Below are 14,294 nucleotides of genomic sequence, written 5' to 3'. Positions count from 1 at the left end.
CGAGGGAGTTGCCGAGATGGGGAACGAGCCGACGAAGCGGTTCGAGATGACGGGGCTGCGGCGGACCGCCAACGCCGTCGTCAGCGGCTTCGTCAAGTACGGGGTGTGCCTGCCCGAGTTGCACCTGCTCACCACGCGTGGGCGCAAGTCGGGCTTCCTGCGCACCATCCCGCTCAGTGTGCTGGACAGCGACCGCGGACGGTTCCTGGTCTCCCCCTACGGGGAGGTGGACTGGGTCCGCAACCTGCGTCAGGACGGTTTCGCGACGCTGCGCCAGGGCGGCTGGATCGAGCTGATCAGCGTGCGCGAACTGGGGGCCGAGGAGGCCGCCCCGCTGCTCAAGGAGTACCTGGACCACCCGCGCGCCGCCATGGTGGGCCTGTACTTCGAGACGCCGCCGGACGCCCCCGAGGAGGCGTTCGCGGCCGAGGCCGAACGCCACCCGGTGTTCGAGATCGTGCGCTCGACCACGATCCGCATCTGACCGGAGCGCACGGGCTCCGGGCTCCCCGCGCGGGCGTCCGGGGCCCGGCCGTGTCCGGCCGGGTCAGTTGCGGACGCGGAAGACGTCGTAGACGCCGTCCACGCCCCGCACCGCGCGCAGCACGCTGCCCAGGTGGGCGGGGTCGGCCATCTCGAAGGTGAAGCGGCTCTGCGCCACGCGGTCGCGGCTGGTCTGGACGGTCGCGGACAGGATGTTGACGTGCTGGTCGCTCAGCACCCGCGTGATGTCCGACAGCAGCCGGGACCGGTCCAGGGCCTCCACGTGCAGCGCCACCAGGAACATCGAGTCCTCGGTGGGCGACCACTCCACCTTGACCATACGGTCGGTGTCCAGCGTCGCGGTGTTCACGCAGTCCCGGCGGTGCACCGACACCCCGTTGCCCCGGGTCACGAAGCCGACGATCTCGTCGCCCGGCACGGGGGTACAGCACTTGGACAGGCGCGCCCACACGTCGGCGTCGCCCTCCACGACCACGCCCGGGTTGCCGTGCTGGCGCTGGCGGGTGGCCGCCTTGGTGGGCAGCGCCGACTCGGCGATGTCCTCGGTGTGGTTCTCCAGGCCGCCCATGGAGTCGACGAGCTTGCCGACCACGTGCTGGGCGCTGACCTGGCGCTCCCCCACGGCCGCGTACAGCGAGTCCACGTCCGGGTAGCGCAGGTCGCTGGCCAGGCCGATGATCGCCTCACCGCTGAACAGGCGCTTGACCGGAAGCTCCTGCTTGCGCATGACCTTGGCGATCTCGTCCTTGCCCTGCTCGATGGCGGCCTCGCGGCGCTCCTTGGTGAACCAGTGCCGGATCTTGTTGCGGGCCCGGGCGCTCTTGACGAAGTTCAGCCAGTCCCGGCTGGGCCCGGCGTCGGGCGTCTTGGAGGTGAGGATCTCCACCGTCTCGCCGTTGTGCAGCTCGTTCTCCAGCGGCACGAGGCGGCCGTTGATGCGGGCGCCCACGGTGCGGTGGCCGACCTCGGTGTGCACGGCGTAGGCGAAGTCCACGGCGGTGGCGCCCTGGGGCAGCGAGATGACGTCGCCGCCCGGGGTGAAGACGAACACCTCCTGCACCGACAGGTCGAAGCGCAGCGACTCCAGGAACTCGCCCGGGTCCTTGGTCTCCTGCTGCCAGTCGATGAGCTGGCGCAGCCACTGCATGTCGGAGCTGCCCCGGGGCTTGCTCTCGCCCCCGCTGCCCCGGTCCTCCTTGTACTTCCAGTGCGCGGCGATGCCGTACTCGGCGCGCCGGTGCATCGCGCGTGTGCGGATCTGGAGCTCGACCGGGTTGCCCGAGGGCCCTATGACCGTCGTGTGCAGCGACTGGTACATGTTGAACTTGGGCATCGCGATGTAGTCCTTGAACCGGCCGGGCACCGGGTTCCACCGCGCGTGGATGGTCCCCAGGGCCGCGTAGCAGTCGCGGACGCTGTCCACCAGGACCCGCACGGCGATGAGGTCGTAGATCTCGTCGAAGCCGCAGTTGCGGGCGATCATCTTCTGGTAGATCGAGTAGTAGTGCTTGGGCCGCCCGCGCACGGTGGCCTTGAGCTTGGACTCGCGCAGGTCGGCCGAGACCGCCTCGATGACCTCCTGGAGGTAGACGTCGCGGCGCGGGGCGCGCTCGGACACCAGGCGGGCGATCTCGTCGAAGCGCTTGGGGTAGAGGGTGGCGAAGGCCAGGTCCTCCAGCTCCCACTTGATGGTGTTCATGCCCAGCCGGTGGGCGAGGGGGGCGAAGATCTCCAGGGTCTCGCGGGCCTTCTTCTCCCGTTTGGCGCGGGAGGGCAGGTAGCGCAGGGTGCGCATGTTGTGCAGCCGGTCGCACAGCTTGATGACCAGCACGCGGATGTCGCGGGCCATGGCCACGACCATCTTGCGCACGGTCTCGGCCTGGGTGGCCTCGCCGTACTTGACCTTGTCGAGCTTGGTGACCCCGTCGACCAGCTCGGCGATCTCGTCGCCGAAGTCCGAGCGCAGCTCGCCCAGGGAGTAGTCGGTGTCCTCGACGGTGTCGTGCAGGAGGGCGGCGGCCAGGGTGGCCTCCTGCATGCCCAGCTCGGCGAGGATCGTGGCGACGGCGAGGGGGTGGGTGATGTAGGGGTCGCCGCTCTTGCGCTTCTGGTCGCGGTGGTGGTGGGCCGCGACCTCGTAGGCGCGCTCGACCAGCCGCACGTCCACCTTGGGATGGGTGGCCCGCACTGTCTTGATCAGTGGTTCGAGCACCGGGTTCATCGTCACTCCCCGCTGGGCGCCGAGTCGGGCGAGCCTTCTGCGTACTCGCACCGTGGAGGGCGTGGTGGAGGGGGACGGCTGCCGCGTGGCCCCCGCTCCGGAGACGTCGGAGGGCGCCGCTCCGTTCGCGGCGCCCTCCGGCCGGTCTCCCTGTGGACTTGTGGTGGCGCCCCGCGCGCCGGTGCCGTCCGCGCGCCCCTGGGACGCGTTCGGCCGCGGTTCGTGGGAGGCGCCCCGCCGCGTCTCGTCCGTCGCTGCCGCCCCGGTCGAAACCACTTCGCTTGGCATGCCTACCTCCCGCGGATCCGTCCGGTCGCGCGGGCGCCGTCAGCGCCGCCCGGCTCCACCGGTGCACGTGCGTGTCATCAGGGCCAGTCGTGACGTGGCCGCCGCGGTACCTCTCCCACCAGTCTAGTGGGGCCGTTCCCGTCGGGAACGGCCTCGGCCTCCCCGCTCCCGCCGCGCCCGGCGGCGGGTGTGACACTGGCCACCGGGGGTTCACCCCCGGTGGTGGAGTACGTCAACGATGACGGGCCGTCGCGCATTCCCCTCGGGGAGGGGCGTCGGCCGCGGCGCGGGTCGGCCGGATCAGACCGTGAGGAGGGTGTGCAGCTCCACGTCGGGCACCCTGTCCCGTCCCCGGAGCGCGGAGAGCTCCATCAGGACGGAGAATCCCACGACCGTACCACCCGCCTTGCGGACCAGGTCCACCGCGGCCCTGCCGGTGCCGCCGGTGGCGAGGACGTCGTCCACGATCAGCACACGGCTGCCCGGGGAGACCGCGTCGGCGTGGATCTCGACGGTCGCGGTGCCGTACTCCAGATCATAGGCCTGCCCGATGGTCCGTGAGGGCAGTTTCCCGGCTTTGCGCGCGGGGACGAAGCCCGACCCCAGCGCCATGGCGACCGGGGCGCCGAAGATGAACCCGCGCGCCTCCAGTCCGACCACGTGGTCCACCCCCGCGGCGCGGAAGGGCGCGGCGAGGCCCTCCACGGCGGCGGCGAAGGCCTCCCGGTGGTTGAGCAGCGGCGTGATGTCCTTGAACAGGACGCCGGGCTTCGGGAAGTCGGGGATGTCGCGGATGTGCGCCCGGATGAGCTCCGGGCTGGGGACGGGCGCCGCGGTGGCGGTGTCGTCGGGCATGTGGGATGGGCCTTCTGCTGGGTTCTCGTGTTGTCGGGGCCGACGTGGGCGGGGCCTCGCGGGAGTCGCCGCGGCGCTCCGCGGTCCGGACACGGCGGTACCGGCCCCCCGCGCGGGGGGCCGGTACCGGGGTCGGACGCGTGCGGGCCGTCCGCTCACCGCGCGGGGCGGAGGCCCGAAGAAGTACTTCTAGCCCTTGGGCTTGTCGTCGTCGCCGAAGTCGGGGCGGTCCTCCACCGGGGTGTCGTCGGCGGCCGGGGTGACGACCTCTCCGACACCGGCCTTGAGCATGCGGATGCGGGTCCCGGGCGCGATCTCCAGCAGGACGTCCTGCTCGTGGATCTCGACGACGGTGGCGAAGATGCCGGCCTTGGTCATCACCTCGACACCGGGGACCAGGGCGTTGTGCATCTGCGTCTCCTGCTGGCGGCGCTTCTGGGCCGGGCGCCAGAACAGCAGCCAGAACACCAGAAGGATCAGCAGGAACGGGAACAGCATGCCGAGGAGTCCGCCCGTGGGCTCTCCTTGGGCAGCGAGGTGGTAAAGGCCCTGCACGGGGGCGTCCTTCCCTGAGGTTTCTTCGTGTGGCCGACGGCTGTCGGATCGGACACCGCGGCGGCCACCTTCTTCGCGTCGGTACGAACCGCGTGGTCCGGACCTGTCCGGCACGTACAACGCGCCAGAAGGCCGACTCGTTCCACCGGTGTCGAACGACACGTACGGAGTCATGCCCCGTATCGGCTGTTTCGTCCCAGCTTACGTGGCGTGGGTCACCAGCATCCCACCGGATGAGATCGGAGTGTTAACGGTTCGTCCCCGGTCCGCGCGGCCGGAACCCATTGTGCCCGGACCGGGGCGCCGTGTCAGACGCACTGGTCAGGGACTCGCCGTGCCGTTGTGACCCGCGTTGCCCGCGGGGGCGGAGTTACCGGTGGCGCCGCCCCCGTTGGCCGCCGCCGCGCCGAAGGCCGCGTCCGGCGGCGGGGTGAGCCCCATGTGCGCCCAGGCCTGCGGGGTGGCCACCCGGCCGCGCGGGGTGCGGGCCAGGAAGCCGGAGCGGACCAGGAAGGGCTCGGCGACGGTCTCCACCGTCTCGGCCTCCTCCCCCACCGACACCGCCAGCGTGGACAGGCCGACCGGGCCGCCGCGGAACCTCCTCATGAGCACGTCGAGGATGGCGCGGTCCAGCCGGTCCATGCCCAGTTCGTCCACCTCGTAGAGGTCGAGGGCGGCGCGGGCGGTGTCCAGCGACAGCCGCCCGTCCCCGCGCACCTCGGCGTAGTCGCGCACCCGGCGCAGCAGCCGGTTGGCGATCCGGGGGGTGCCGCGCGAGCGCCCGGCGATCTCCACGGCGGCGTCCGCGTCCAGGGGAGCGCCGAGCAGGCCCGCCGAGCGCTGGAGGATCAGCTCCAGTTCCTGGGGGGTGTAGAAGTCCATGTGCGCGGTGAACCCGAAGCGGTCGCGCAGGGGCGCGGGCAGCATGCCCGCGCGGGTGGTGGCCCCGACCAGGGTGAACGGCGCGATGTCCAGCGGGATGGCGGTGGCGCCGGGGCCCTTGCCGACCACGACGTCGACCCGGAAGTCCTCCATCGCGACGTAGAGCATCTCCTCGGCGGGGCGGGCCATGCGGTGGATCTCGTCCAGGAAGAGCACCTCGCCCTCCTGGAGGGTGGAGAGCACCGCGGCCAGGTCCCCGGAGCGCTCGATGGCCGGGCCCGAGGTGATGCGCAGCGGGGCCCCCATCTCGGCGGCGATGATCATGGCCAGGGTGGTCTTGCCCAGGCCCGGGCCGCCGGACATGAGGATGTGGTCGGGCGCCCGGTTGCGCCGCTTGGCGCTGTGCAGCACCAGGGAGAGCTGTTCGCGCACGCGTTCCTGGCCGACGAACTCGTCCAGGGCCCGGGGCCGCAGGGCGCCCTCGATCTGGCGCTCGTCCGTGCCCGCGTCGGGCGAGACCGCGTCGCGCTCGTAGGGCGGGGGCCCGCCGGGGACCGAGCCTCGGGGGTCTTCCTCGTGGAAGTCGTACACGGGGCTTCCTCCTTCCTAGGCCCGGCTGAGCCTGCGCAGAGCGCTGCGCAGCAGGACGGCGACGTCGTCGGTGTGCTCGGCCTCGGTCGCCACGGCGGAGGCGGCGGCCTCGGCGTCCTTGGCCGACCAGCCGAGGTTGACCAGGCCGGAGACCACCTGTCCGCGCCACGCGCCGTTGGGTTCGCCGCCGGTCCCGGCGGCATCGGACCCGGGCAGGGTGCCGTCGGTGAGCACGGGCGCGTCGAGCTTGCCGCGCAGTTCCAGGACGATGCGCTGGGCGCCCTTCTTGCCGATGCCGGGCACGCGGGTGAGGGCGGTGGTGTCCTCGGTGGACACGGCGTGGCGCAGGCTGGAGGGGCTGTGGACGGAGAGCATGGCCAGGGCCAGGCGGGGGCCGACTCCGGAGGCGGTCTGGAGCTGCTCGAACAGGTGCTTCTCGTCGTCGTCGGCGAACCCGAACAGGGTCAGGGACTCCTCGCGCACGACGAGGCTGGTGGCCACGGTCCCGGTCTCGCCCACGTGCAGGCGCGAGAGCGCGGAGGGCGTGCACTGCACGGTCATGCCGACCCCGCCGACGTCGATGACGGCGGTGCCCGCGCCGCGTGCGGCCACCCGGCCGGTGAGGAACGCGATCATCTGGTGTGGGCACCGGGGACGGTGCCCCTCTCCTTCCTGGGGGCGGGGCGCTAGCGGCCGCGGGTGCGGCGGGCCAGCTCCACCTTGCGGGCGAAGTCCTGCTGGGCCTGGGCGACGCGGGCCTGGGCCCCGCCGCGCCAGATGTGGCAGATGGCCAGGGCGACGGCGTCGGCCGCGTCGGCGGGCTTGGGGGGTCCGTCGAGTCCGAGGATACGCGCCACCATCGTGCCGACCTGCGCCTTGTCGGCGCGGCCGTTGCCGGTGATGGCGGCCTTGGCCTCGCTGGGGGTGTGCATGGCCACGGGCAGGCCGCGGCGGGCGGCGCAGACCAGGGCGATGCCGCTGGCCTGGGCGGTGCCCATGACGGTGCTGAGGTTGTGCTGGGCGAAGACGCGCTCGACGGCGACGGCGTCGGGCTGGTAGCGGTCCAGCCACTCCTCGATGCCGCGCTCGATCCCCACGAGCCGGTGGGGCAGGTCGGTGTCGGGGCTGGTGCGCACGGCGTCGGCGCCGAGCAGGGTGAGCGGTCGGCCGATGGCGCCCTCGACGGCGGCGACACCGCACCGGGTCAGCCCGGGGTCGATCCCCAACACGCGCACGCGCCTCACCCTTGTCCTCTCGAACGTCCGTTCGCCCACATGCTAGCGGCGGGCCACGACGTCCGCCTCCGGCCAGCCCGGGCGTGTCCGCTCCCGGGGCACCGGCCGGGCCGGAACCCGCCGCGGCCGCGGGCCGCCCCGTCGCGAGCGTAGCCGCCCGACCGGGTGCGGCAGCACGGCCCGGGCCCGCGCGCCGCCTTCGCGCTTCCGGAGAAAAGGGATGGACGGGACGCCGAACGCGTGCTAAGTTGCTCTCAGTTCGAGAAATACTCGACTTGAGAACAACTGGAGGCGCACGTGGCCGACCCGCGCGACGAGGAGGGCGAGAGCCGGTTCCTCGCCGACTACGACCCGCACGCGTTCGCCCCGGCCGCGGTCACCGTCGACGTCGTCGCCCTCACCATCAGGTCGGGCGTGCCGCACGTGCTGCTGACGCGCCGCGCCGCGCGCCCCCAGCGCGGCTGGTGGGCGCTGCCGGGCGGGTTCGTCCGGGCCCAGGACGGACCGGACGGCCCCGCCGACCCCGACCTGCCCGACGCCGCCCTGCGCGTGCTCTCGGAGAAGACCCTGCTGCCCACCGAGCTGCACCTGGAGCAGCTGGGCACCTACGGCGCCCGGGACCGGGACCCGCGCATGCGCGTCTTCTCGGTCGCCTACGTCCTGCTGGCCCCCGACCTGCCCGACCCGCACACCGGCCGGGGCACCGAGGAGGCCGCCTGGATCCCCTGGCGCGACCTCGGCCACGGCGACGGCGCACGCGCCGGGCTCGACCTGGCCTTCGACCACGGCCGCGTCCTGGCCGACGCCGTCGAGCGCGCCCGCTCCAAGCTGGAGTACACCCCGCTGGCCACGGCCTTCCTGCCGCCCGCCTTCACCATCACGGCGCTGCGCGAGGTGTACGAGGCCGTGTGGGGCCACTCCCTGCACGCGGCCAACTTCCACCGCAAGATCCTCGCCGCACCCGGGTTCGTGGAGGACACCGGGGAACTCGCCGAGCGCGGCGGCGCGGGCGGCGGACGGCGCGCCCGGCTCTACCGCGCGGGCGGCGCCGCCCTGCTGCACCCTCCCCTGCTGCGGAGCACGCAGTGACCCCCGAGAGGAGCCCGATGACGGCCACCGGCCCCGCCTTCGAGGACGCCGAGCGCCAGGTCGCCCTGGCGGGCGACCCCGTGGAACTGTTCGGCCCGCTGCCCGAGGACGGCGGCGTGCCCCCGGCGGCCACGGCCCGCCACCGCGAGCTGGCCCGGGCGCTGCACCCCGACACGGCGCCGCCCGGAAGCGGCACCGGCCCCTTCGCCCGGCTCTCGGAGCTGTGGGACCTGTACCGGGCGATGGCCGCGGGCGACCTGCGCCTGGACGACCTCACCCTGGCCACCGGCGCGCACACCTACCGGATCGGCCGGGAGCGGCTGGCCCGGGGCGACGTCGCCGACCTGCACCCGGTGCGCTACCGGGCCCCTGAGTGGCGCGACGCGGTGCTCAAACTGCCCCGCGCACCCCGCGACAACGACCTGCTGGAGGCCGAGGCGACCGCGCTGCGCCGCGTCCGGGAGCACGGCCACGAGCGCTACCGGGCCTTCGTCCCCGAACTGGTGGAGTCCTTCAAGCACCGCGACGCCGCCACCGGCGTGGAGCGGCGGGCCAACGTCCTGGGACGGCTGCACGGCTTCCACACGCTGGCCGAGGTGCGCCGCGCCCACCCCGACGGCGTCGACCCGCGCGACGCGGCGTGGATGTGGCGGCGGCTGCTGGTCGCCGTCGGCAACGCCGCCCTGGCGGGGGTCGTGCACGGCGCGGTCGTGCCCGAGCACGTGATGATCCACCCGGCCGAGCACGGCCTGGTCCTGGTCGACTGGTGCTACTCGGTGACGGCGCACGCCCCGCGCACCGCGCCGCACATCCCGGCGATGGTGCCCGGCCGCGCGGACTTCTACCCGCCCGAGGTGACCGCCCGCAGCCCCGCGCTGGCCCAGACCGACATCCACATGGCGACCCGGTGCGTGGAGTACGTCACCGCGGGCCGCCTGCCCCCGCAGCTGCGGTCCTTCGCGCGCGGCTGCACCCTGCCCGCCCCCGAGCGGCGGCCCCGCGACGGGTTCGCCCTGCTCCGCGAACTGGACGACGTGCTGGAACGCCTCTACGGACCGCGCCGGTTCCGCCCCTTCACCATGCCGGACCCGGCACCGGCCGCCGGGGCCTGAACCCCCTCCCCGACCACCTTCCCCGCCCCCGACCCCGGCGGCCCCGTCCGCCCGCCCCGTCTCCCGAGGAGAACCCCATGGGAAGCAGCAACTGGTCCACCGACGCCTACCACGCGCGTCAGGCCTACAACGCCTCCGTCGGCTCCAGCAGCTTCGGCTACACCGACGACGTGCTCGCCTCGACCCCGCGCAGTGCCTGGCGGGTCCACGACAGCCTCGACCCCCACGGGGTGGGCGTGCGCGAGAGCCGCGACTCCGCCGAACACCCCGAGTCGCTGGCCATCTCGGTGCTCTTCGACGTCACCGGGTCCATGCGCAACGTGCCGCGCGTGCTGCAGACCAAGCTGCCCGACCTGTTCGGCCTGCTGCTGCGCAAGGGGTACGTGCGGGACCCGCAGATCCTCTTCGGCGCGATCGGCGACGCCACGTGCGACCGGGCCCCGCTCCAGGTGGGGCAGTTCGAGTCCGGCAACGAACTGGAGGACGACCTTGGCAACATCCTGCTGGAGGGCGGCGGTGGCGGCCAGGTGATGGAGTCCTACGAACTGGCCATGTACTTCATGGCCCGGCACACCTCCATGGACTGCCTGGAGAAGCGCGGACGGCGCGGCCACCTCTTCGTCATCGGCGACGAGATGGCCTACGGGGCGGTCAAGGCGCGGGAGGTGCGCGAGGTGATCGGCGACGACCTCACCGAGGACATCCCCTTCCCGCGGATCCTGGCCGAGCTGCGGCGCAGCTTCGAGGTGTACTTCATCATGCCGACCGGCAGCGGCCACTACCACAACGACAAGGTGCGCGGCTTCTGGGACACCCAGCTGGGCCAGAACGTCATCTACCTGGACGACCTCGACGCGGTGTCGGAGACCATCGCGGTCACCGTCGGACTCGCCGAGGAGGCCATCGACCTGGAGAAGGGCCTGGCCGACCTGGCCGAGGCGGGCTCGGACGCGGGCGAGGCGGTGGGCAGGGCGCTGCGGACGCTGTCCGAGAGCCGAGGCTCCGTGGTCGTGGCCGACACCCCGACCGGGCTCGGCGGTCCGGCCGACGCGGGCGGGGTGGACCGGCTGTGACCGGCGAGACCGCCCCGTGGGCCGACGGGAACGCCGTCGTCGTCGACCTGGGGTTCGGCGACGCGGGCAAGGGCGTGACGGTCGACCTGCTGTGCGCGCGGCGGCGCTTCGGCGCCGTCGTGCGCGCCAACGGGGGAGCCCAGGCAGCGCACAACGTGGTGACCCCCGACGGCCGCCACCACACGTTCGCCCAGTTCGGCGCGGGCACGCTGGCCCCCGGCGGCCCGGTGCCCACGCACCTGTCGCGATGGATGGTGGTGGACCCCTTCGCCCTGGCAGGCGAGGCCGGGCACCTGGCCTCGCTCGGCGTGGCCGACCCGTTCGCGCTGGTCACCGTGGACCGCCGGGCGCTGATCAGCACGCCGTGGCACCGGGCGGCCAACCAGGCGCGGGAGCGGGCGCGGGGCGAGGCCCGGCACGGCTCCTGCGGGATGGGGGTGGGCGAGGCCGTGGCCTACGCCCTGGCCCGCCCCGAGGACGCGCCCACCGCCGGTGACTGCGCGCGGCCGGACGCGCTGCGCCGCAAGCTGCGCCGCCTGGCCGACCACCTGCACGCGGTGCGCCGCGCCCTGGAGCCCCCGGGCGCGGCCCCCGACCCCGGAGCAGGGGCCCGGCCCGGGCCCGACCCCGACGTCGAGGAGTGCGTGGAGGCCTACCTGGCCTTCGCGCGGCGGGTGCGGCTGGTGGACGAGGATCACCTGCCCCGGCTGCTCGACCGCTCCCCCGTGGTGTTCGAGGGGGCGCAGGGGGTGCTGCTGGACGAGTGGCACGGGTTCCACCCGTACACCACCTGGTCCACGACGACCACCGCGAACCCGCTCGCGCTCCTGGCCGAGGCCGGGCGCCCCGGCGACGCCCGACGGATCGGTGTGGTGCGCACCTACACCACCCGGCACGGCGCGGGCCCGCTCGTGGCCGAGGACCCGGAACTGGGCGCGGTGCTGGCCGAGGCGCACAACGGCGCGCACCCGTGGCAGGGGGTGTTCCGGGTCGGGCACTTCGACGCGGTGGCGCACCGGTACGCGCTCGCCGCCACCGGCGGGGTGGACTCGCTGGTGGTCACGCACGCCGACGCCCCCGCGCGGGCGGGCGGGCGACTGCGCTGGTGCACGGGCTACACCTCGCCGGACGGGTCCGGTCTGGAACCGGTCCCCGCACCGGCCCCGGCGCCCAGCGGGCCTGGCTCCGCCGTGACGGGCGCGGCCCTGGCGGACGCCGCGGCGCGCCTGGACCGGCAGGAGCGCCTGGCCCGCGCCCTGCTGGCGGCGCGGCCCGTGCTCGCCCCGGCGCCCGGCTCCTCCGCCGAGGCCGTCGGCGAGGAGCTGGGCCTGCCCCTGGAGGCGGTGTTCTCGGGGCCGACCCGCGCCGACGCCCGCGTTCCGCCCCGTGTCTGACCGCCCGGTCAGATCCGTTCCGGCTCGTCGCGCCGTGCCGCGCGCCTAGGCAGTGTTTTTTGGACCTCCGCTTCGCTTCGGTCCGTGTTCGGGCGCCCGGAGCACGGGAACCTTCGGTGCCTACGGCGGGTTCGCTCGTTCCTCACGAACCCGCCTCCGCCACCTCCAGAACCCCGTGGGCGCCCGAACCACCCCCCACAAGCTGAGAACGGTTCAAAAACCAGGCCCTAGACGACGGTCAGGTGGTAGGTGGTGTCCACCCGGAAGCCCTGCCCATCGTCCGCCCTGATCTCCAGCACGTACCCGCCGGGGCTCAGCGGCGAGACCGCGCCCCACAGCCCCCAGCTGTGCCTGCGGACCCACAGAGGGCTGCGGAACACCCCCTGGAACTCCTCCAGCGGCAGAGCGACGCCGTTGAGGTGCGCGTCGGCCCGCGCGACCGGCATGGCCATCGGCTGCCTGGAGTACTCGAAGGGGAACTGCATGTTGAACACCGGGAAGAACAGGGGGCGTCCCGTGGGCACCTCGCACCGGCGCACGACCCTGCCCCCGTAGGTACCGGCGAGGAACCACAGGTCGTCCGGCTGGTTGCGGGCCGCGTGCTCGCCGGTGGTGTCCCTGACCGGGTCGCACCCCTCCGGCGCCGACCACACCCACTTCCACCAGCGCGCCGAGAGCGCGACGCCCTCACGGGCACCGATCCGCCACGTCCCGTCGTCCGGCACGACCCCGCCCATGGCACCCCTCCCCGTGTCCGACCGCCCGAGGCGGACGCCCGTGTTGCGCGGATCGTACCGATACGCGGGGTCGCGCCGACACGCGGGCACCCCGGCGCCGCGTCCTCCCGGAGGGATCAGGACCCGCGCACTAGCGTGGGGCCGTGACTTCTCTCTCCGACCCCCGGGTCCGCGACTTCCTGCTCCAGGGCACCCGTACCGGGATGCTCGCCTACACCGCCTCGGACGGACGGCCGCTGGCGGCGCCGGTGTGGTTCGTCGTCGAGGACGGCGACATCGTCTTCAACACCGGCGCCTCCACCGCGAAGGGCCGGTCCATCGCGCGCGACCCCAGGGTGGCGCTCACCGTGGACCTGCCCGAGCCGCCGTACGCCTTCGTGCAGGTGCAGGGCCAGGCCGTCGTGTCCGAGGACCCCGACGAGCTGGTGCGCACCGCCACCGCGATCGCCCGCCGCTACATGGGGCCCGAGCGGGCCGAGGAGTTCGGGCGGCGCAACGGCGTGCCCGGCGAGCTCGCGGTGCGGCTGCGCCCGACCAGGGTGGTCTCCGCCTTCGACATGGTCGGCTGAGCGCCCGCGCGTGGACCTCCCCGGAACGCGGTCCCGTTCGTCTGCAACGACGACGGCAGGAAGCCGTACCACGGCCTCAGGCCGAACAGCGCGGGTGATCGCGGCTTCGTCACCGACCGCGAGTCCCTGGACGACGCGGTGGCGGTACCGCGCCGACACGGTTTCGGGGTCGCCGCGTCGGACCTCGGCCCGGGCAGCCTCAACCCGTCGGACCCCGAAGAGCTGATCGGCCCGAACCCCCGGTGAGGACGTCGCTCCCGGGTTCGCCCGGCGGGCCCGGGTCCGCCCCCGCGGACCAGTCCACCGCGTGGGCCACGAACGCCTCCGCCGCCGCGGTGAGCGGCCCCCTCCTGCTGACCAGAGACACGTACAGGTGGCCGGTGGGCTCCAGGTCCAGCACCAGCGCCCCGGCCCGCTCGGCCAGGTCCCGCCAGGCGTCGGTGACCACCGCGATCCCGGCCCCGCCCAGCACCAGCGGCAGGAGGGACACCCGGTGCTCGCTCTCCACGGCGACCCGGGCGTCCAGGCCGTCCGCGACCAGTTCGTCGACGAACCGGCGCATGCCCGAACCGTGCTGTCCCACGATCAACCGCTGCCCCTCCAGCCGCTCGGCGCGCACGGGTTCTCCCGCGGCGAAGGGCCCGTCGGGCGGGGCGAGCAGCACGAAGCTCTGGCGCACCAGCGGATGGGCGCGCACCCCCGTCCGCGCGAAGGGCTCGGAGGTGGCCACCACGCCGAGTTCGCAGGCGCCGGTGCGCACCATCTCCACGGCGTCGCGCGTGGTCAGCGCGCTGCGGACCGACACCGACACCTCCGGGTGGCGCCGGGTGAAGCCCGCCACCAGGCCGGTCAGCGGCTCGATCGCCTGGGTGGGCAGCACCGCCACGTCCACCCGTCCGCCGCGCAGCTCCCGCACCGACTCGACCGCCGAGCGGGCCAGGTCCAGGGCGCGCACCGCCTCGCGGGCGGGCTCGACCAGCGCGCGTCCCGCCCCGGTCAGCACCACGCGGCGGCCGATGCGGTGGAAGAGGTCGCTGCCCAGGTCGCGCTCCAGGGCCCGGACCGCCTGCGACAGGGACGGCTGGGACAGGTACAGGGCCGAGGCCGCCCGGTTCACCCCGCCGTGGTCGACCACGGCCAGGAAGTACTCCAGCTGCCGGACGTCCACCGCTCCTCCTTATAGGCCGGG

At 73.9% G+C, this 14,294-nt stretch carries 14 protein-coding genes; 6 read left to right on the top strand and 8 right to left on the bottom strand.

Going from position 1 to position 14,294, the window contains the following annotated elements; translation table 11 throughout:
- Positions 1 to 16: 16 nt before the first annotated feature.
- Entirely contained in the window at positions 17 to 484 is a 468-nt protein-coding gene (locus tag EV372_RS18505; RefSeq protein WP_013151894.1) for a nitroreductase/quinone reductase family protein, read from the top strand.
- A gap of 63 nt (positions 485 to 547) precedes the next feature.
- Here EV372_RS18505 and EV372_RS18500 read toward each other — a convergent pair whose 3' ends face one another.
- From EV372_RS18500 to ruvC, 6 genes are all read right to left on the bottom strand, one after another.
- Positions 548 to 2,725, bottom strand: coding sequence for a RelA/SpoT family protein (locus tag EV372_RS18500; RefSeq protein WP_130396993.1), 2,178 nt, complete (start codon positions 2,723 to 2,725; stop codon positions 548 to 550).
- Positions 2,726 to 3,313: 588 nt separating this feature from the next.
- Complete coding sequence (locus EV372_RS18495; RefSeq protein WP_061078435.1) at positions 3,314 to 3,868, bottom strand: adenine phosphoribosyltransferase; 555 nt, start codon at positions 3,866 to 3,868, stop codon at positions 3,314 to 3,316.
- Between the two features lie 189 nt (positions 3,869 to 4,057).
- Positions 4,058 to 4,423, bottom strand: coding sequence for a preprotein translocase subunit YajC (gene yajC / locus EV372_RS18490; RefSeq protein WP_165436002.1), 366 nt, complete (start codon positions 4,421 to 4,423; stop codon positions 4,058 to 4,060).
- Positions 4,424 to 4,744: 321 nt separating this feature from the next.
- Positions 4,745 to 5,896: a Holliday junction branch migration DNA helicase RuvB gene (gene ruvB / locus EV372_RS18485; protein ID WP_130396992.1), complete on the bottom strand. Its 1,152-nt coding sequence runs from the start codon at positions 5,894 to 5,896 to the stop codon at positions 4,745 to 4,747.
- A 15-nt stretch (positions 5,897 to 5,911) separates the two neighbouring features.
- Positions 5,912 to 6,532, bottom strand: a complete 621-nt coding sequence (ruvA, locus tag EV372_RS18480; protein WP_130396991.1) for a Holliday junction branch migration protein RuvA — start codon at positions 6,530 to 6,532, stop codon at positions 5,912 to 5,914.
- Between the two features lie 50 nt (positions 6,533 to 6,582).
- Complete coding sequence (gene ruvC, locus EV372_RS18475; protein ID WP_019607009.1) at positions 6,583 to 7,131, bottom strand: crossover junction endodeoxyribonuclease RuvC; 549 nt, start codon at positions 7,129 to 7,131, stop codon at positions 6,583 to 6,585.
- A 297-nt stretch (positions 7,132 to 7,428) separates the two neighbouring features.
- Between ruvC and EV372_RS18470 the strand changes: the two genes are divergently transcribed.
- The 4 genes from EV372_RS18470 to EV372_RS18455 all read left to right on the top strand — a co-directional run bounded on the left by EV372_RS18470 (position 7,429) and on the right by EV372_RS18455 (position 11,799).
- Entirely contained in the window at positions 7,429 to 8,220 is a 792-nt protein-coding gene (locus tag EV372_RS18470; RefSeq protein WP_130396990.1) for an NUDIX hydrolase, read from the top strand.
- Positions 8,221 to 8,237: 17 nt separating this feature from the next.
- Positions 8,238 to 9,332 carry a molecular chaperone DnaJ gene (locus tag EV372_RS18465; protein ID WP_130396989.1) on the top strand — a complete coding sequence of 365 codons (1,095 nt, stop codon included), beginning with the start codon at positions 8,238 to 8,240 and terminating at the stop codon, positions 9,330 to 9,332.
- 77 nt (positions 9,333 to 9,409) lie between these two features.
- A complete protein-coding gene (locus EV372_RS18460; protein WP_130396988.1) occupies positions 9,410 to 10,405 on the top strand; it encodes a hypothetical protein in 996 nt (331 codons plus the stop codon).
- On the top strand, positions 10,402 to 11,799 hold the full coding sequence (locus tag EV372_RS18455; protein ID WP_130396987.1) for an adenylosuccinate synthetase: 1,398 nt from the start codon (positions 10,402 to 10,404) through the stop codon (positions 11,797 to 11,799). Before EV372_RS18460 ends, EV372_RS18455 begins: the two co-directional genes overlap by 4 nt.
- A 227-nt stretch (positions 11,800 to 12,026) precedes the next feature.
- Here EV372_RS18455 and EV372_RS18450 read toward each other — a convergent pair whose 3' ends face one another.
- Positions 12,027 to 12,536: a hypothetical protein gene (locus EV372_RS18450; protein ID WP_130396986.1), complete on the bottom strand. Its 510-nt coding sequence runs from the start codon at positions 12,534 to 12,536 to the stop codon at positions 12,027 to 12,029.
- 143 nt (positions 12,537 to 12,679) lie between these two features.
- Between EV372_RS18450 and EV372_RS18445 the strand changes: the two genes are divergently transcribed.
- On the top strand, positions 12,680 to 13,105 hold the full coding sequence (locus tag EV372_RS18445) for a PPOX class F420-dependent oxidoreductase (RefSeq protein WP_130396985.1): 426 nt from the start codon (positions 12,680 to 12,682) through the stop codon (positions 13,103 to 13,105).
- Positions 13,106 to 13,304: 199 nt separating this feature from the next.
- Here the strand turns inward: EV372_RS18445 and EV372_RS18440 are convergent, their stop codons facing one another.
- A complete protein-coding gene (locus EV372_RS18440) occupies positions 13,305 to 14,273 on the bottom strand; it encodes a LysR family transcriptional regulator (protein WP_130396984.1) in 969 nt (322 codons plus the stop codon).
- Between the last annotated feature and the right edge of the window lie 21 nt (positions 14,274 to 14,294).

Source organism: Nocardiopsis sp. CNZ308 (assembly GCF_004217075.1).
The sequence above is the reverse complement of the archived record's forward strand: the minus strand, read 5'-3'. Positions and strand labels throughout refer to the sequence as shown.